General features: G+C 42.5%; 18 protein-coding genes. 9 read left to right on the forward strand and 9 right to left on the reverse strand.

Features of this window, described 5'->3' with window-relative positions:
* Nucleotides 1-64 precede the first annotated feature (64 nt).
* Nucleotides 65-961, reverse strand: a complete 897-nt coding sequence (locus CAL7507_RS13510; protein ID WP_015129034.1) for an alpha/beta fold hydrolase — start codon at nucleotides 959-961, stop codon at nucleotides 65-67.
* 491 nt (nucleotides 962-1,452) lie between these two features.
* Between CAL7507_RS13510 and CAL7507_RS13515 the strand changes: the two genes are divergently transcribed.
* Both CAL7507_RS13515 and CAL7507_RS13520 read left to right on the forward strand, forming a co-directional pair.
* A complete protein-coding gene (locus CAL7507_RS13515; RefSeq protein ID WP_015129035.1) occupies nucleotides 1,453-2,037 on the forward strand; it encodes a hypothetical protein in 585 nt (194 codons plus the stop codon).
* 168 nt (nucleotides 2,038-2,205) lie between these two features.
* Nucleotides 2,206-2,913 carry a hypothetical protein gene (locus CAL7507_RS13520; protein ID WP_015129036.1) on the forward strand — a complete coding sequence of 236 codons (708 nt, stop codon included), beginning with the start codon at nucleotides 2,206-2,208 and terminating at the stop codon, nucleotides 2,911-2,913.
* Nucleotides 2,914-2,980: 67 nt separating this feature from the next.
* Here the strand turns inward: CAL7507_RS13520 and ftsE are convergent, their stop codons facing one another.
* Complete coding sequence (ftsE, locus tag CAL7507_RS13525; protein ID WP_015129037.1) at nucleotides 2,981-3,727, reverse strand: cell division ATP-binding protein FtsE; 747 nt, start codon at nucleotides 3,725-3,727, stop codon at nucleotides 2,981-2,983.
* Nucleotides 3,728-4,054: 327 nt separating this feature from the next.
* Nucleotides 4,055-4,810 carry a WecB/TagA/CpsF family glycosyltransferase gene (locus CAL7507_RS13535; protein ID WP_015129038.1) on the reverse strand — a complete coding sequence of 252 codons (756 nt, stop codon included), beginning with the start codon at nucleotides 4,808-4,810 and terminating at the stop codon, nucleotides 4,055-4,057.
* 617 nt (nucleotides 4,811-5,427) lie between these two features.
* Here CAL7507_RS13535 and CAL7507_RS13540 point away from each other — a divergent pair.
* The 4 genes from CAL7507_RS13540 to CAL7507_RS13555 all read left to right on the forward strand — a co-directional run bounded on the left by CAL7507_RS13540 (nucleotide 5,428) and on the right by CAL7507_RS13555 (nucleotide 9,120).
* Nucleotides 5,428-5,709, forward strand: a complete 282-nt coding sequence (locus CAL7507_RS13540; protein WP_042341324.1) for an IS200/IS605 family accessory protein TnpB-related protein — start codon at nucleotides 5,428-5,430, stop codon at nucleotides 5,707-5,709.
* A 400-nt stretch (nucleotides 5,710-6,109) separates the two neighbouring features.
* The gene (locus CAL7507_RS13545) at nucleotides 6,110-6,829 is read left to right on the forward strand and encodes a response regulator transcription factor (RefSeq protein ID WP_015129039.1); all 720 of its coding nucleotides are present in this window, start codon (nucleotides 6,110-6,112) and stop codon (nucleotides 6,827-6,829) included.
* A gap of 188 nt (nucleotides 6,830-7,017) precedes the next feature.
* Nucleotides 7,018-8,691, forward strand: coding sequence for a SpoIIE family protein phosphatase (locus tag CAL7507_RS13550; protein ID WP_015129040.1), 1,674 nt, complete (start codon nucleotides 7,018-7,020; stop codon nucleotides 8,689-8,691).
* A 3-nt stretch (nucleotides 8,692-8,694) separates the two neighbouring features.
* Nucleotides 8,695-9,120: an anti-sigma regulatory factor gene (locus tag CAL7507_RS13555; RefSeq protein ID WP_015129041.1), complete on the forward strand. Its 426-nt coding sequence runs from the start codon at nucleotides 8,695-8,697 to the stop codon at nucleotides 9,118-9,120.
* A gap of 35 nt (nucleotides 9,121-9,155) precedes the next feature.
* Here CAL7507_RS13555 and CAL7507_RS13560 read toward each other — a convergent pair whose 3' ends face one another.
* From CAL7507_RS13560 to CAL7507_RS13570, 3 genes are all read right to left on the reverse strand, one after another.
* Nucleotides 9,156-10,037: a fructosamine kinase family protein gene (locus CAL7507_RS13560; RefSeq protein ID WP_015129042.1), complete on the reverse strand. Its 882-nt coding sequence runs from the start codon at nucleotides 10,035-10,037 to the stop codon at nucleotides 9,156-9,158.
* A gap of 71 nt (nucleotides 10,038-10,108) precedes the next feature.
* Nucleotides 10,109-11,074, reverse strand: coding sequence for a transposase (locus CAL7507_RS13565; RefSeq protein WP_083862855.1), 966 nt, complete (start codon nucleotides 11,072-11,074; stop codon nucleotides 10,109-10,111).
* A 534-nt stretch (nucleotides 11,075-11,608) separates the two neighbouring features.
* Complete coding sequence (locus CAL7507_RS13570; RefSeq protein ID WP_015129043.1) at nucleotides 11,609-12,898, reverse strand: pitrilysin family protein; 1,290 nt, start codon at nucleotides 12,896-12,898, stop codon at nucleotides 11,609-11,611.
* Nucleotides 12,899-12,903: 5 nt separating this feature from the next.
* Between CAL7507_RS13570 and CAL7507_RS13575 the strand changes: the two genes are divergently transcribed.
* Nucleotides 12,904-13,461, forward strand: coding sequence for a hypothetical protein (locus tag CAL7507_RS13575; RefSeq protein ID WP_015129044.1), 558 nt, complete (start codon nucleotides 12,904-12,906; stop codon nucleotides 13,459-13,461).
* Here CAL7507_RS13575 and CAL7507_RS13580 read toward each other — a convergent pair.
* From CAL7507_RS13580 to CAL7507_RS13590, 3 genes are all read right to left on the reverse strand, one after another.
* Nucleotides 13,458-13,655: a pentapeptide repeat-containing protein gene (locus CAL7507_RS13580; RefSeq protein WP_042341326.1), complete on the reverse strand. Its 198-nt coding sequence runs from the start codon at nucleotides 13,653-13,655 to the stop codon at nucleotides 13,458-13,460. The two genes, CAL7507_RS13575 and CAL7507_RS13580, sit on opposite strands and share 4 nt — an antisense overlap.
* Nucleotides 13,656-13,954: 299 nt before the next feature.
* Complete coding sequence (locus CAL7507_RS13585) at nucleotides 13,955-14,170, reverse strand: hypothetical protein (RefSeq protein ID WP_042341327.1); 216 nt, start codon at nucleotides 14,168-14,170, stop codon at nucleotides 13,955-13,957.
* A 217-nt stretch (nucleotides 14,171-14,387) separates the two neighbouring features.
* Nucleotides 14,388-14,861, reverse strand: a complete 474-nt coding sequence (locus CAL7507_RS13590) for a hypothetical protein (RefSeq protein ID WP_015129046.1) — start codon at nucleotides 14,859-14,861, stop codon at nucleotides 14,388-14,390.
* A gap of 187 nt (nucleotides 14,862-15,048) precedes the next feature.
* Here CAL7507_RS13590 and crtD point away from each other — a divergent pair, with 187 nt between their 5' ends.
* Together crtD and CAL7507_RS13605 are read left to right on the forward strand one after the other, a co-directional pair.
* Entirely contained in the window at nucleotides 15,049-16,569 is a 1,521-nt protein-coding gene (gene crtD / locus CAL7507_RS13595; protein ID WP_015129047.1) for a C-3',4' desaturase CrtD, read from the forward strand.
* A 299-nt stretch (nucleotides 16,570-16,868) separates the two neighbouring features.
* Nucleotides 16,869-17,069 (forward strand): hypothetical protein, encoded by a 201-nt coding sequence (locus CAL7507_RS13605; RefSeq protein WP_015129049.1) that lies wholly within the window; start codon nucleotides 16,869-16,871, stop codon nucleotides 17,067-17,069.
* The last annotated feature ends 38 nt before the right edge of the window (nucleotides 17,070-17,107 follow it).

The following is a 17,107-nucleotide window of genomic DNA, read 5'->3' on the forward strand; positions in this document are numbered from 1 at the left end:
GTTGGGAACAGGTAATAGGCAACTTGTCACATGTAGTCAGTGGTTATTTACCACTGACTAATAACTAATTAAGCAAAGGCAAAAATCGGCGAATTAATCCAATTGTCACCGCTGGTAGTTCTAATTGTGGCGTTAACCCCACATCTTCTAAAACTTGAAAAAATTGAATTGCTTGGGGATTAATTTCCGCAAGTTTACGTCCTACTTCGGGACCTGTAAATTGTGATTTTTGCCCCCAGATAATGGCGGTGGGAGTTGTCAGTTGTTGAATATAAAGTGACAAATCAAAACACAAATCACCACGGACAAAAGATAACGCTGCATACTCAGCATTAGGTTGCTGTGCCGATTCCAAATAAGCATCGACAATTTCTTGGTAGACTCGATTAGCCTGGGCAAATTGGCGTTGCTCTAAAAAACTGCGAATCCCTCCACTGGTGGCAATTCCAGAACTGTACAGCAAGCGATCAATAATGGGAACGCTGACTAACTGAGCAAAAAAGCTGCGGGAGTAGTCTTCGCCAAAGTCGGAAAGTCCTGCAGGTGTAGCGAGAATTAAAGACTTGAATAAATTAGGATGAGCGATCGCTACCCGAATTGTCAACGCCGCAGTTAACGAAGAAGCTATCACTGTCACCGCACCCGTAGTAGTCTGCTCTAAAAACTCCTGAATCGTGGTTAAATAATCATCAACCTTGTAATTGCGCGCTGGATGCTCAGATTTACCCCAACCTATCAAATCTGGTGCAATGATGCGATATTCAGAGGCAAAGGCAGGATAAACTTTAGACCACTCATAAGCAGAAGACCCACCACCAAAGCCGTGCAGAAACACCAAAGTTTCCTCATCACGTTTTGTGGTTATATCATCCTGCCAAGGTGAACCAGTGGCGGTATAGTAAACTATCCTACCTAACGAGGTATTTACAAAACGTTGCTCAAATCCTACTGGCTGAAACATAAATATTTTCTATTCACAATTGTGGTTACTTAACACAAGTTACAGTCATGTCACCCCAGAGTAGACTCCTATAGAACTGGGGAAAAGGTACTTTTGGCAGAAGTTCAGTGCTTTTCTGGGTTTAAACTCTCTACTATTATCGATGAATCAATAACTCCAGAACTTCTCACCACCGTCAGATTAAGTAGATGTGAAATTACTGGATTACGTGTGAAGATTTGGTAATTATTTTTTCAAGCCTATTGGGTAATTTTGCTTGTATTTGCCTGCCAATAAGGATTTATCTTGGTAGCGAGTATTACTTAGGCAAAACTATGCTTGGAGTTTTTTATGATAGTCTATCAGGAAACTCACGGATATTTTCGAGCGTCAAGAATCGTCGAAACGCTCTTTAAGAACAGCTATTCATTCTCGTTATAGATGCAGAAATAATAGCTTTTGATAGATTTATTCATTTAATTATTCTTTAGGCAATAGTAAAGTAGGACGTCATGGTAAAGCAAGCTATTCTTCAATCACATAAAGTACCAACGTTTGAAGACGCTAAATTTGCGCTTGACAATTTTAAGATTCACAACCAGGTGATAGCTTCAGCTTGGCAGGGCCAGCTTGAGGAAGTAGTTGACTCTACTACAGATACTGTACCTACTTGTATTTCGTTAAATTTAGAAGATTTGAAATGCTTTGAAGTCGTGGAACGCCAGTATGAAAGTTGGGGCGTCATTTTTGAGAATTCTTTAGCAATACAACCATCAAATCCAGCATTTCCCGCGCACTCAGGGTTGACTGTTTTAATGGGATCTCCCAAAAGCGGACTTCTAGAAGCTAGCTTCTTGCATCCCGTTAACTGGGTTAGCGCTTTTGTCACTAGTTCACAGCGGCTAGTACTTTCTGCCTACGATCGCGATCGCCAACTATTAGCCCAAACAGTTCTACCATCAGCTAATCTTGCCAATTCCGACTCCGCAATGCCCCCGAATACCTTATTGTCGGTAGCAGCGAATGACATTTATTCCGTTACCTTCTGCGCTTTTGATGGTCAATTCACCCTGGATAAATTCCGTTTTTGTTTTTAAATCAAAACTTACTCACAAAGTGGTTCCTACCCGCCCAAGTCCAGGTATTCTTATAGAGTATTATTAATTGTCAATATCAGCCCTCAGAACTGGGAGTCTGTAATTCTCCCTATTTCCTGGTAAAACTTATATATTATTTAGCAATTTGTAGTCTAGTAGGTAAATACCGTGGCACAGGCTTCGTCTTCGCGGCAGCAATTAATCAACCAGCTTCCCAACTGGTTGCTTCCAGCCTTCAAGATAGGAAGCCCAAAGCAGCGAACTTTTAAAGGTTTCTCAGGGTCAGGAGGCATTCTTTGGTTCCTGGCGATCGCCTTGGCGATGCTGTTGTGGAACTGGAAACTGCTGTTAGCGCTGTTTGTCGGCGTTGGAGTAATGCTATTAATTTACTCGATGCAGGAATGGAACTGGCAAAGGCGCTGGTTGGAAATTAGCAAGTTTCTCAACAGTCCCAATAGACGGCTAGTCTTAGCTATTGGCAGTGGCGGTATTGCCACTGTCAGTACGTACATGGCATCTGCCATCTGGGTTGATTCTAGTAGCTCTTGGATTGCGGCTGGTGCGATCGCCCAAGGTTTAGGGACGCTGTTAACTTTAATTTTGTTGGTTTGGCAAATCATTAATCTCCATGCTAGTCGAGAGGAAGGCCAACTTGATCGGTTATTACTCAACTTAACTGAAGTAGATCCATTAAAGCGTTTGATTGCCGTCCGACAACTAACTAAATTAATCTCTCGTCAGCAAGTTGATGTTTCTGTGCAGCAAGATGTTATCGAATGTTTACAACTCTTACTTAGTAGGGAGCAAGAGGGAATAATTCGAGAAGCAGCTTTTGAGAGTTTACAAGTCTTAGATCGCTTGCAAGTTTTGCCATAGGGATTGTTGACTGATGACTGGGGAATACGTCTTCACCAATGACAAATGACAAATGACAAACACTCAACTATTTTCGATACAACCTGCCATCACGGACTTGTACCACAGGATGATTGCACCGCCGCACTAATTGTTCATCGTGAGTAGTGACAATTACAGTCGCCCCAAAGGAATTTAACTTCTGTAAAATCTGCATCACTTGCCAGGAATTATCTGGATCGAGGTTTCCTGTCGGTTCATCGGCTAACAGCAGAGGTGGAGTACCCACGATCGCTCTAGCAATACTCACCCGCTGTTGTTCTCCTCCAGAAAGTTGATCGGGAAAACAATCAGCTTTAGATAGTAAACCCACTAGCTTCAAAGTTGGCTCTAAACGCCTGTGAATCTCTTTGCGAGTGTAACCTTGCGCTTGCAGTACAAAAGTCACATTTTCTGCCACTGTCCGCTGCGGAATCAGTTTGTAGTCTTGAAATACAATACCGATGCGTCGCCGCAATAAAGATAAGCGATCGCCTCGCAAAGTAGCCAAATTTTCATTATTAACAATTACTTCTCCTTGCGTTGCTAACTCCTGGCCATATAACAGTTTCAAGAACGTTGATTTCCCAGAACCACTTGGCCCTGTGATAAATAAAAATTCTTTCCGCTTTACCTGAAGGTTCACATCCAACAAAGCATGACAGCCGTTGGTATAGGTTTTTGTTACAGAACGCAATTGCAAAATTACAGAAGCAATATCACTGTGCGGCTGAGTTTCATTGTCCTCTCGATAACCAAATTTATTAGTCGTTCCTGGCGTTGTTAATACTGGCATTCCTAAATTTTCCTTACACCAACAAAGGGGTCTGGGAAAGATCAGAAGGATAAGGAGGATTTTGCTCCCTCATCTCCCTCATCTCCCCCGCTTGTTTGTTGAATTCACCTAAAAATAAGGATTCCCAAGTAGAACCTGAGAATCTCAAATGCAAAATTAAATTTTTTTCATCTACCAGAATCCAGGAGACAGAATCCAGAATATCCTTCCGCACTCCTGAATTCTGACTCCCTACTTACCAAAATCCAGGAAACAGAATCCAGAATATCCTTCCGCACTCCTGAATTCTGACTCCCCTGAATTGTCAGCACTTTACCTTTGTAGCCGCTAACTCATAACACTCCTTGCCGTCAAATGATAGACAAAAGCTTTCACCGCAAACTCTGGCAAAGCCAACATCCGTCGCCAACGCCAAGGTTCTTGATACAGTCGATACAGCCATTCCAAATTGTTATTTCCCAACCAAGCTGGAGCGCGATTTTTCGTCCCTGACCAAATATCGAAACTACCGCCAACACCGATCCAAACTGCCTGGGGACATAAATGACGGTTTTGAGCAATCCATAACTCTTGACGCGGCACTCCCAACCCTACAAAAATCAATTGTGGCTGCGATTGGGTGAGAGTTTGTCGCAATTTTTCTTCTTCTTCTTGTGAATGGTAGCCAGAGTGAGTACCCACTATATTTAAACCTGAGATTTGCTGCTGACAAAACTCTGCTGCTTTTGCAGCCACTTCTGGCGCTCCTCCATAGAAAAACACTTTTGCGCCTGTCTGCTTTTGTCCAAGTTCTCGCAATAATTTTTCAGCTAATTCAATTCCTGGACAACGTTGTACTTTTTGCCATAATAGCCAACGCAAATACAGAACGACCCCGGCTCCATCTGGAATCACTAACTCAGCATTTTGAATGACTTGAGCTAAAGAACCATTCCGCTCTGCCTGTATAGTCATTTCTGCATTGAGCGTGATCACATGAGTTCCTCTACCTTGTTGCAAACGTTCTAGCAACCAGCCTGGATAGTTAGTCATCACATGAACTGGCATTCCCAACACTGAAAGCACTTTAGGCGATTTAGACATAGCCTACTCTTGATTAGCCTCACACCATATTTTCTCGACCATTAGTTTATCAAATATTTTAATGTGTCATCTGTTGTAATGGTTAGCAACAACAAATTGTTTACTTAGATGCTAAAAAATAACTAAGTTAAAGAATTTCAGTGATTTTACTAGATCAATTGCTGCTGTGTATTTATGACTTATTGTCATAAAAATATCTTACATTACATCAATAGTAACTAATATCGATTTTAAAAAAGAATGCTACAGAAGTGTAGTTCAAAAATCAAAGCGGACTGCTATATGCATTGAATATTACAAAGAATCCATATTTCAAAAAGATTCTTAAAATTGGTACGAGCAGTAATTTTTGAGCCATGTCTATTAATTCCCGAAGATTTTATCACAGCCGCAATAACATACAAAAAAGTGGGATGCTCCCAATTTCTATAGACAGCTGCGCTTTGTTTGGGGATATCAATAAGATATCTTTCTACTCAATTTGAGCATCAGCGAAATCTGGGAGTAGCATCTGTGGTTACGATCTGCTGGATTCGTTGAGTTTTCGAGAATTTGATATAATTTAGCTGAATCGGGCAAAAGTCCCATGTTTCAACCGATAGGGAAGCGTGGGATGAATGTCCGGACAAAAACGAAACAGCCCTTCCCGTCAAGATTTATTGCATAAACTCAGCAAAAAATTGGTAGACGAAAGCCAAGTTATCATTGTGGAAAATCTCAATGTTAAGGCAATAGTCCGCAACCGCGAGCTATCAAAATCCATATCCGATATGGGTTGGGGAATGTTTGTTAACTTCTTTGACTACAAGCTGAAACAAAAAGATGGGCAACTTGTAGGAATTAATCTGTTTTTCTTCAGAGGAAAAACAAACAGTATCCTAAGCTGGATAAAGTTATGATGACCGCTTGCTTTGTTTGCGATCGCTGCCTGAAATACTTGAGGGAAAATAAAAATAAGCTGTTTTGATTATGGTTTGCACATTGAGTCAGCAGGGGAGTAGGAAGCAAGGGATGAGGATTTACAAGTTTTGCCTAAAATGATCGTGATGCAATTTGCAGGCGCGACAGCTTAATTAAAGGCTACGACCGCTTTGTCAGTTGAGTTTGGGTAAGAGGAAGCCTCATGAGATATTTGCACTCAAAGTCAAGGTCTCTGGCGCTGGTAAACATCCTCACCTGTTAGCCTTACCCATCTGGGGTTTATATATTTTTGTAAAAATATCTTTAAACTGAATCTCTTAAGACTTTTGAGTAAACTCAATTTTACAGTTAAGGTAGTGTAACGGGCGCAAGTTGGCTATGAGTAAAATTCGTATTGCTCTGATTGAAGATCATGACCTCACCCGTGTGGGTATTCGGACAGCACTACTACAAAAAGAAGAAATTGAAGTTGTTGGAGAAGCTGCCAATGCTGCGGAAGGTCTGAAAATGTTAAAAGCACTACAACCTGATATTGCAATTATCGATATCGGTTTACCAGATAAAGATGGTATTGAACTGACGCGGGAGTTGAAAGCTACTAGTAATGGCGAAGAGTTAGCCACGAAGGTGCTAATTTTAACGCTACAAGATAACAAGGAAGCAGTGCTAGCGGCTTTCGCTGCTGGAGCAGATTCTTACTGTATGAAGGATATCAAGTTCGATAATTTACTAGAAGCAGTCCGTGTAACCCACAATGGCAACGCTTGGATTGATCCGGCGATCGCCCGAATTGTGTTACAACAAGCACAACACAATCCACCTAAACAAGATGGGGTATCACTAAATACAAAAAATTCTCATCAATATTCAGAGTTTGTGGATGATCAGGAAACCATAGAACCTTACACCCTGACAGAACGAGAGTTAGAAGTGTTACAGTTGATTGTCGAAGGTTGTAGCAATGCGCTAATAGCGGAAAGACTTTACATCACAGTTGGAACTGTAAAAACTCATGTCCGCAATATATTAAATAAGCTATGTGCTGATGACCGTACCCAAGCTGCAGTTCGTGCCTTACGTTCTGGGTTGGTGGGATAGTGGTTAGTTTTAGGGTGTATTTACTCTAAAGCCCAATGAGGAGAAATTTACAACTTTGAGATAAGTATATTTTCAAAGTGGGTAACCTCTCTATAATGATGACCGTTTGATTATTACTTGGTTACTTAGTGTGATAAATGTTACATTACTTTGCCAGCCATTCAAGTATTTGAAAATTAAAGTCAAATATGACTGAAACAGAGGTAGAAAAGCTGAAGCTCATGGTGGTAGACGATGAGCTAGATAACCTAGATTTACTCTACCGCACTTTTAGGCGAGATTTTAAAGTATATCAAGCTAGCCATGCTCGTGGTGCGCTGGACATTCTAGACAAAGAAGGCGAGATGGCCGTGATTATTTCTGACCAAAGAATGCCAGAAATGAACGGTACTGAATTTCTTAGCCTTACAGTAGAGCGATTTCCCGATACCATTCGGATTTTGCTGACTGGTTTCACAGATGTCGAAGATTTAGTAGACGCCATTAACTCTGGTCAGGTATTCAAGTACATAACCAAACCTTGGAATCCCGAACGGTTGAAGACATTAGTCGAGCAAGCTACTGATACATATCGCTTAGTTAAGAAACGCACTCAGGAGTTGCGTCGCGCCTTGCGACGAGAGTCTTTGTATAATGCCGTGACAACAGCAATTCGTGAGTCTTTGGACTACGACAGTATGCTGGAAAAGATTGTGGCGACAATTGGACAAACATTCGAGGCTACTTGCTGCTTGCTAAGACCCGTAGAAGGCGATCGCTTGACAAAAGATGAGTTCTTCTACATGGATGCTCAATCTCACATATCAAGTTGCACCTTCGACCCTAGTCTTTTAATTGAAAAAGTTCTCGAAACGCGACATTATCAGCTAACTGAAGATACCTATGAAGGTAAGACTTGCCGTCAACTGGTTGTGCCACTATCCTACCAGCAACACCTGCTAGCTGTGCTAGCCCTTTACCAAAAGGGACGTGACTATCCCTGGCAAGATGAAGATATACAACTGATTACTGGGGTTACTGAGCAAGCAGCTTTAGCTCTCTCTCAAGCAAAACTCTATCAGCGCCTCCAGGAAAAGCAACAGCAGCTCCAAAATGAGTTAGAGGTGGCGCGCCAAATTCAACACAACCTGCTACGCCAAAGTTTACCTGATATCCAAGGTGCTAGGGTGCAGGCATCTTGCTATCCCGCACGGGAAGTCGGAGGGGATTTTTTTGAAGTATTTGTCCATCCTAAAGGTGACTTGTGGTTAGCAGTCGGTGACGTTTCCGGTAAAGGCGTTCCTGCGGCTTTGTTTATGGCTAGCGCTATTTCGGTATTACGCCGAGAATTATCTCAAGAAACGCCAGCCGAGCCGAATGTGGTCATGCAAAATCTTAACCACGCCATGAGCGATGACTTAATTAGCAACAATTGCTTCATCACCCTCGTCTTAGCACGTTACACCCCCAGCACTAAAGATTTTGTCTATGCTAACGCCGGACACGTCTATCCTCTTCTTTGGTCAAACCAAGAAAATGGGGACGCACAGCCTAATTACCTCAAGGTAAGGGGTGTTCCTTTAGGTATTTTACTTAAGTGGGAGGCTAAGTCTGGTCAATTAGTTCTCGCTCCTGGAGATATCCTACTGTTAGCTAGTGATGGAATTACAGAGGCAATGGTATCAAATGATGTGTTTTTGACTGAAAAAAGCGAACATGGCATTGAGCCATTTAGCCGTTCGATGCTAAATCAAGATGGCCTTTGGAAACTCTTACAGCAAGAGACTCTACCACTATCTCTCAACCATTTACTAGCGCGCATCCAGGCAGATAACCATGTTCAAGAAGATGACCAAACTATACTCTCACTGGAGGTTTTATAAGTGATGAAAACTGAGCTTCATGTACCTAGTGACTTGAATTTTTTAAACATTGTCGAAAATTGGTTGTTAGGATGTCTAAAAATCCAGCTAGGAGAATCTGTTGATTGGTCACGACAATCAAGTCGTTTGCGGTTAGCTTTGGTTGAAGCCTACTCCAACGCAGTACGTCATGCTCATAAAGAGCGGTCAAATTTACCAATCTTACTGCGTCTGGAACTGAAAGACCGGGATCTTGCTTTGGAAATTTGGGACTACGGCGAAGGTTTTGATATGTCCACCTACTTAGCGCCAAATCCTTTAGAAAAACAAGAAGGTGGCTATGGTTGGCTGATTATGAATCGTTTGATGGATAAAGTAGAGTACCAATTGCAAGTTGATGGTGCTAACTGTCTAAAGTTGAAAGCTACTCTACCAGAACTGGTTCATTAATACTCCCTTGACTTCTAATTGGGGAATTGTTGGTTTTATCGGGCTACTTGTCCTGCCAAAATCTGGTCAATCATGCGGTTGGCTTGAGAACTGTAACCACCGCCAAATAAATTGAAGTGATTCAGAATGTGATAAAGGTTATAGAGCGGTTTTCGGTGTTCATACCCTGCATCTAAAGGAAACACTTCGTTGTAACCTTTGTAAAAAGATGCTGGGAAGCCACCAAATAATTCTGTCATAGCGATATCAACTTCGCGATCGCCAAAATAAGTTGCTGGATCAAATATCACAGGTTCACCTGACACCGTACACCCCGCATTCCCACCCCACAAATCACCGTGTACTAAAGAAGGCTGCACCTGATGATCTGCCAATAATTCAGGGATAGCGGCCAATAATCTTTCTTGCAGGGGGAAATTACCACCCCGCCGCCTTGCTAACTGAAATTGATATGAGAGTCGATATTGAGCATAAAACTCTGCCCAGTCTGCTGTCCAGGTGTTGATTTGGGGTGTGGAACCAATGGTATTGTTAATTTTCCATCCAAACCCTTGACTACTAGTCGCTTTATGCATTGCTGCTACATTCTGGCCCATATCTGACCACGATTTGGTATTGTCTCCTCCCATTTCCAGCCATTCCATCACAATGTAGCCGGAATTACCCGCAGTACCCCAGCACAGCGGTTTGGGTACGCGAATGCTAGCTGTTGTCAGCATTTCCTCTAACCCTAGCGCTTCAGCTTCAAACATCGCCACTTGGGATGCTTGGTTGAGTTTGACAAAGTAAGTCAACTCACCATTGGAAACTGCATAACCTTGATTAATACACCCGCCACTAACACTACGCCGCTGCTGACTCTGAAATCTTTCACCACTCACCCGGCTAATATGAGCATCGATTTCCGTCCATATCATTTCAGTTACCAGTTAACAGTTAATAGTTAATACTAGGACTTACGCATTGACGAAACAACTAGTTTATGTATTCAATCAGCACAAACAGCGCTCAAATTATCCAAAACATATTCACGAATAACTTTTGTGAATAGATTCCTTTGGACTTCATACCAATTGTTAATGATATTTTCAGAGCGCATTTTTTCTAAACGAACAAATGCTTGAAGCGAGCAAAATATATGTGTTTTGATTGCGTGGCTATCTCTAACCATGAATCGACAAATTCCACATACTTGTTTGATGGCTCTATGAAAACTTTCAATTCCCCAATGAGTATCATGAATTGTCACAAATTCACTTCTGGTTATTTGTTGGAGAGCTTCTTTATCTGGTAGATACAATATATAGTGCCTAGAGTCTTCTTTTTTGAAGTCCTTCCTAAACAACTTGATAAATCCAAATTCTCTCAGATGCGTGACTAACCCTTGCTCAGGAAGCTCTAAACTGCTTACATGGCAATACTTTCCTGGTTCATTAGATACAGTTCTGTTCTTCTCAACACCAAATAGAAAACCCAATTTCTGGTTTCTTAAAAACTTTAAGTTTTCTACTCCTGAGTACCAACTATCTCCTGTCACTAGTCTTGGTTTTACACCCCAATCAATCACTTCAATCAGCATTTCTTGGAAATAATCGTTCTTGGTTCTCCCCTCCTTTTTGTCATATATTCTGTAATTTATTGGGACTGAATTCCCATGTATGTCGCTGTAATACAGTGTGATTAAATTTAATCCTTTAATCGCCTTATGGTATTTCCCTGACCAAAAATATCCAATTAATTCTGCGTATTTTGGTTCGCTGTATAGCTTTTCTATTACTGTGTCATCAACGCTTAAAATACCTCCTTCTAAATTGATTATTTCTCTGACAATGTCGAATAAATCTTTTGGCTCGTATCTTTCTCTCAACAAAAATCTGTTCACACTATCATGTGAAACATCTCCCAAGATTTCTGCTAACCGACTGCACCCTCCATGCTTTGGCTCCGATAGCAAGAACAGGGTGTAATGCTCTAAATTACATTGTGCTGTTGAGGGTTTGCTGATTTCTCTAATTGTCCGATACCTTGAAAGTAGACGACATCTTTTTTTCAATGCACTATTTTACCACCTCGTCAATGCGTAAGTCCTAAATACCTATTTTGTATGAAGATGCACATAATAATACCCCCCTGTAGTCCCAGGGCTGTTTCATTCCCTAAGAAGCTTGAAAAATCAAGGGTTCTAGCAAAATAAAATTGATGATTTTGCTACCTGGGTATCGAGAAAATAGACAATCGTACTGTTATTTATGTGCTGAATATTCTGTTTCATCGTTACCCATACTTATGATTTTTATCGCTAACCATCTTGACAAATCCTGTTTGAGAGGGAACGAAACAGCCCTGCCTGTAGTCCCCCCTTGGTAAGGGGGGACGGCGATAGCCGGGGGGTGAATTATATGCAGCTTCACAAAGAAACGGTATAACATTATCTAACCACTGATAACTGATACTTCGACTACGCTCAGTACAAGTAACTGATGACTGTTCACTGATATGGTTTCAGGACAACTACACCATAAGCATCTGGGGAAAGATACTGTTGTGCTGCTTGTAGCAAGTCATCTGTATTTTGGGCTTGAATATAATCTGGGTAGTTAAACGCAGGTTCTAAATCTCCTATTAAAGATTGATAGTAACCATACAACCCAGCGCGATCGCTTGGTGTTTCGTTACCAAAAATAAACCTGTTAGCGACACGCTTCCGCACACGGTCAATTTCCTTGTCTGTCACCAATTCTGTTTGTAGTGTGCGAATATGTTGAGCGATCGCATTTTCTACAGCCTCTAAATTTTCCACTGCACACTTAGCGGAAATATAAAACGTTCCTTGCAGTCGATGACTCATATTACTCACAGAAATCGAGGAAACTAGCCCCCGTTCTTCCCGTAAATCCCTCACCAATCTTGATGTCCGTCCGTGTCCCAAAATTCCTGCTAAAATATCCAGCGCATAAGTTTCATTAAGTTCACTCAACCCCGGTACGCGCCAAACCATCACCAACCGCGCCTGCTGGAGACTTTCATCAATAAATTCCCGCCGCACAATTGTCGTAAACGCTGGCTCCGGAATCACTCTTGACCCCTGTACGGGCGGGGTTTCCCCGCCCCTGGTTTCCCCGCCCCTAGTGAATCCTGCAGCCACAATTTCTACCAACTCTTCCACAGGTAAATTACCTACAACCGCTGCAGTCATTGACTGGGGTTGATACAACGTCCTGTGAAAATCTCGCATCTGCTGGGGTTGGAGTTGAGAAATCACCGACTCAGGCCCCAATACCGGACGACGATAGGGTAATTCATCAAACGCCATCTCCATCGCCCGGCGAAAAGTCCTGCGCTGAGGATTATCTTCTGAACGCTTAATTTCTTCCAGAACTACCATGCGTTCTCGTTCAAAAGCATCATCAGGAATACTGGCGTTAGTTACTACATCTATTTGTAATGGAGCCAGTTCTGCAAAATCCTTGGGAGCAGTGGTTATATAGTAATGAGTATAGTCTTGGCTAGTAGCGGCATTAGTCACAGCGCCTCGCTCTTCAATTCGGCGTTCAAACTCGCCGCTGGCCAATTTTTCCGTGCCTTTAAAAATCATATGCTCTAAAAAGTGAGCCATGCCGTTAATGGCATCAGATTCTACCGCAGAACCAACATTAATCCACAAGTTAAGGTTAACGGCTTCAATTGGCATTTGCTCCGCTACTATCGTCAATCCATTAGGTAATTGGTGTAGCTTTGGCGCATGAAGACGAGGAAATTTTAGCAGGGCTGAGGTCATTGGTCGTGGTGAGTGGTGAAGGAGCTATTTACTTCTCTATCTTATCTATGATTCTTTTTACAGAAGCGATACTTAGGTTAGGCTATAGTCTACGCACACCCTACCATTACCAGAATTATCCCACCAGTAACCTGATCACAATGCCAGAGAATTTTTATCCTTTATTGATCGCTTTCTTCATCCTGTTCACGGTGATTTTAATTTTCGTACTCAGCGTTGACTGGAATCAGCTGGCGAAACTCTACCGCACCGATGAACCAGCACCAGCAAATCTCTCGCGGTTGGAATATGGTTTGGTGGGTATGGCGTATTACAAAGGATCTTTAAACGTTGGTGTTACTCCCCAAGGGCTGTATTTGAGTATTTTTCCTTTGTTTAACTTTGGGCTTCCGCCGTTGTTGATTCCCTGGAGTGCAATTAGGAAAATTGAGCCGGCTAACCAATTGTTTACGCAACGCTTTCGTTTGTATCTTACTAAGCCAGATGTGAAGATTGTTCTGAGGAAAGAGGCTTTGGAGGGGGCGAGGAAATATTTGGCTGCACAGGGTATTGAGTGGATTTAGATTTTGCCTTCCAGAATGGTGCCACGAACATTTGCGCCTTCAAGAATCGCCCCTTGAAGATTCGCATCTACAAGATTTGCACCTACAAGATTCGCATCTACAAGATTTGCACCTACAAGATTCGCATCTACAAGATTTGCACGTACTTCTCTCACAAACTTCTGGGCAACTTCCTCTCCCATCTTGCCCTGCATGGCTAATTCATCTAAACCATCAAAAATAATTAGTAATTTTTCTACCTTATGAGAATTCCAGGTTTGCTGCTCATAGCTATTGTATTCTGTTGGTAGAGATGGCTAGCCAATATATAGGACTACTATTTGATTTTTAAAATTCACGTAGGGTGGGCAGTGCCCACCTTATCCTGGTTATGGTGGGCAGTGCCCACCCTACAGATACTTAAATCTGTTCAAAAATTAAACTGGATGCCTATATTTAAACAATGTTTACTAGTAATTTTACGCAAAGTGACTAGTAAATCTTCGGATTTATACTAAAAAGCCTCAAGCGTCAGCCTCAAAGCCTCAAGCGTCAGCCTCAAAGCCTCAAGCGTCAGCCTCAAAGCCTCAAGCGTCAGCTTCAAAGCCTCAAGCTTCAGCTTCAAAGCCTCAAGTGTCAGCCTCAAAGCCTCAAGTGTCAGCCTCAAAGCCTCAAGTGTCAGCTTCAAAGCCTCAAGCGTCAGCCTCAGAACCTCAAGCGTCAGCCTCAAAGGCTCAAAAATGCCTCGGCGAATATGAATTCGCGGCTACACAAACAAAACCCGCCTTCGCGGGTTTGAAAGAGTTTTGAAGTTAAGGTTAAAAGTGCAGTTAGAAATTCTATCTAGATAGGTAAAACCCACCGGACTGGGTTTCAAATCCTCCAATTTTCCTTAGTCTGCGGAGGCAGACTTTGCCTGTGTAGCCGCGAATTCTATTCGCCTGACTTTAGTTGGTGTTTGTTGCAGCTTTCTTTTTCTTAGAACTGCGGGTAAACCTTCGTCCCATCTCATCGATAACTGTATCTAAACCAGCAACGTCACCGCTAGCCTTGGCGTAATTGTAAACTGCCAAAGCGGCTGCATAGGCTTCACTACCAGCAGCCATACAGGTATCATCCACAAGTTCTTGCAGTTGCGTCAGCGATAACAATACGGGATACAAAGCCTCATACAGCCCTAAATCCCGGCGCATCTCTTCTAAATCAAAGGAACGGGGTAAAAAATTCGGGTTTTGTGTCGCCACTTCCAACGCCTTGCTGACAAAGGCGCGACTTTTATCACCCATCTTCACAATTGTGCGCCTGTCTTCCGTGGTCAAATCTACCAAAAACGGTAACTTTTCCCGAATCGTCGCTATAGCCTGCATCACCGCCTCCCGATCGCCTGGGGAAAGATTAGCACTGATACGATTATCTGCCATTTTGATCACTCCTCTGGAATAACTCATCTCAGTATTCCCAAAGTTAAACAGGCGATCGCTTTCTTGACGGTCAAAATAGCCGTTTTTCCCCAGATTAAAGAGCTTACAAGGTTCGCTTGCGGTTCTGCGTAAGTCCTGGTTTTGTTACAATTATGAATAATATTAAGAAATATAAACTTAAATCTCAATGCCCAGTGTATCTATTAACAAAAAAGCATCTCGTGTCATCGTCATCGGTGCGGGAATTGGTGGGTTAACTGCTGGCGCATTACTAGCCCATCGAGGTTACAGCGTCTTAATTCTAGATCAAGCGATCGCACCTGGAGGCTGTGCTTCCACATTCAAACGCAAAGGATTTACCTTTGATGTGGGGGCGACACAAGTCGCAGGTTTGGAACCAGGGGGAATTCACCACCGCATATTTTCCGAACTAGAAATAGATTTACCAGCAGCAACGCCTTGTGACCCGGCTTGTGCGGTTTATCTTCCTGGAGAAACGACACCAATTAATGTTTGGCGTGATCCAGAAAAATGGCGAGAGGAACGACAACGGCAATTTCCAGGTAGCGAGCCGTTTTGGCAATTGCTAGCAACTTTGTTTCATGCAAGTTGGGAATTTCAAGGACGCGATCCGGTGCTACCGCCAGCTAATCTATGGGACTTGTGGCAGTTAATTCAAGCAGTGCGCCCTATTACATTGATTACAGTGCCCTTTACGTTGTTTACAGTGGGGGATGCGTTACGACTATGTGGATTGGGAAATGACCAACGCTTACGGACTTTTTTAGATTTGCAACTCAAGTTGTATTCTCAGGTGAATGCTGACGAGACAGCCTTACTTTACGCTGCAACGGCGTTGAGTGTATCGCAATTGCCCCAAGGCTTATTCCACTTGCAGGGTAGTATGCAAGTATTAAGCGATCGCCTAGTACAATCTCTACAAAGAGACGGTGGTCAATTGTTGATGCGTCACACTGTAGAAAATATCACAGTGGAAAACGGCCAAGCCAATGCCGTAGTAATCAGCAATCAGCAAACTGGTGAAGTTTGGACAGAAACGGCTGATCATGTTGTGGCGAATGTGACTGTGCAAAACCTAGTGCAACTATTAGGGGAAAAAGCGCCTTCTGGTTATAAACAGCGAGTGGAAAAATTACCCCCAGCCTCAGGCGCGTTTGTCGTGTATTTAGGTGTAGATGCCAGCGCCATTCCGGCTGATTGTCCGCCCCATCTACAGTTTTTATACAATGCTAATGGCCCCATTGGCGAAAATAATTCCCTATTTGTCTCTGTCAGCCATCAAGGTGATGGTCGCGCCCCAGATGGTAAAGCCACAATTATTGCTTCTTCCTTTGTAGATCCAACCCAGTGGTGGCAGACTGATGATTATGAAGCGCTTAAACAAAAGTATACCGAAGAAGCGATCGCCCTACTTGCCCAATACTTTTATCTCAAACCAGAAACAATAATCTACCAAGAAGCTGCCACACCCCGCACCTTTGCTCACTATACAGCACGCGATCGCGGTATTGTTGGCGGTATCGGTCAAAGGATTCCTACTTTCGGCCCTTTTGGTTTTGCCAATCGCACACCGATAAACCATCTCTGGTTAGTTGGTGACTCTACCCATCCCGGTGAAGGAACTGCAGGGGTGAGTTACTCGGCGCTGACTGTGGTTAGACAAATTGAAGCTTCAGTTCACTGCTAAAATTTTGTCCATGTCTAATTCTTAGAATGAGAATAAACCAATTTTAGTTAAAGTGAACAATTTATGGGAGTTTAATTATTGTGCAGAAAGATATTGCAATTCTCGGTTGTAATGAAAAACCTCGTTTATCCTACTCCAGAGCAGACAATAACTTGTTTTATCCTTTGTCAGAATGTTACAAGTTTGTTTTTGCCCATTTTTATAGTCCGAATCGATGAACGTACTGGAAACATTTATATTTTGGCTGGAGAAGAAACGGGTATCTTAATCACACGCGATGGCAAATGGAGATACGAAGAATGACAAAACCCAATTTTGCTGCCATGAGTAAGTCCGAGTTGAAAGCTTATCTGTTAAAACATCGCAATGATACTGAAGCTTTTCATGCGCTGATGGATAAAATTACATCTGAACCAAATCAGACATTTTATACAGTTGAGGAAGTAGGAAAGCTACAGGAACTAATCGAAGATAGACGGCAGTTTAAGGGAAATAGTTAGTTGGATTGAGAAAACATCCAAAGGAGGCACAGTGTCCT

It is taken from the genome of Calothrix sp. PCC 7507, from assembly GCF_000316575.1.
Taxonomy (GTDB): Bacteria; Cyanobacteriota; Cyanobacteriia; order Cyanobacteriales; family Nostocaceae; genus Fortiea.

Coding starts and splice junctions, on each gene's coding strand:
- CAL7507_RS13510 (WP_015129034.1), bottom strand. CDS start 961: ATGTTTCAGCCAGTAGGATTTGAGCAACGTTTTGTAAATACCTCGTTA.
- CAL7507_RS13515 (WP_015129035.1), top strand. CDS start 1,453: ATGGTAAAGCAAGCTATTCTTCAATCACATAAAGTACCAACGTTTGAA.
- ftsE (WP_015129037.1), bottom strand. CDS start 3,727: ATGCCAGTATTAACAACGCCAGGAACGACTAATAAATTTGGTTATCGA.
- CAL7507_RS13535 (WP_015129038.1), bottom strand. CDS start 4,810: ATGTCTAAATCGCCTAAAGTGCTTTCAGTGTTGGGAATGCCAGTTCAT.
- CAL7507_RS13540 (WP_042341324.1), top strand. CDS start 5,428: ATGTCCGGACAAAAACGAAACAGCCCTTCCCGTCAAGATTTATTGCAT.
- CAL7507_RS13545 (WP_015129039.1), top strand. CDS start 6,110: ATGAGTAAAATTCGTATTGCTCTGATTGAAGATCATGACCTCACCCGT.
- CAL7507_RS13550 (WP_015129040.1), top strand. CDS start 7,018: ATGACTGAAACAGAGGTAGAAAAGCTGAAGCTCATGGTGGTAGACGAT.
- CAL7507_RS13555 (WP_015129041.1), top strand. CDS start 8,695: ATGAAAACTGAGCTTCATGTACCTAGTGACTTGAATTTTTTAAACATT.
- CAL7507_RS13560 (WP_015129042.1), bottom strand. CDS start 10,037: ATGATATGGACGGAAATCGATGCTCATATTAGCCGGGTGAGTGGTGAA.
- CAL7507_RS13570 (WP_015129043.1), bottom strand. CDS start 12,898: ATGACCTCAGCCCTGCTAAAATTTCCTCGTCTTCATGCGCCAAAGCTA.
- CAL7507_RS13580 (WP_042341326.1), bottom strand. CDS start 13,655: ATGCAGGGCAAGATGGGAGAGGAAGTTGCCCAGAAGTTTGTGAGAGAA.
- CAL7507_RS13590 (WP_015129046.1), bottom strand. CDS start 14,861: ATGGCAGATAATCGTATCAGTGCTAATCTTTCCCCAGGCGATCGGGAG.
- crtD (WP_015129047.1), top strand. CDS start 15,049: ATGCCCAGTGTATCTATTAACAAAAAAGCATCTCGTGTCATCGTCATC.
- CAL7507_RS13605 (WP_015129049.1), top strand. CDS start 16,869: ATGACAAAACCCAATTTTGCTGCCATGAGTAAGTCCGAGTTGAAAGCT.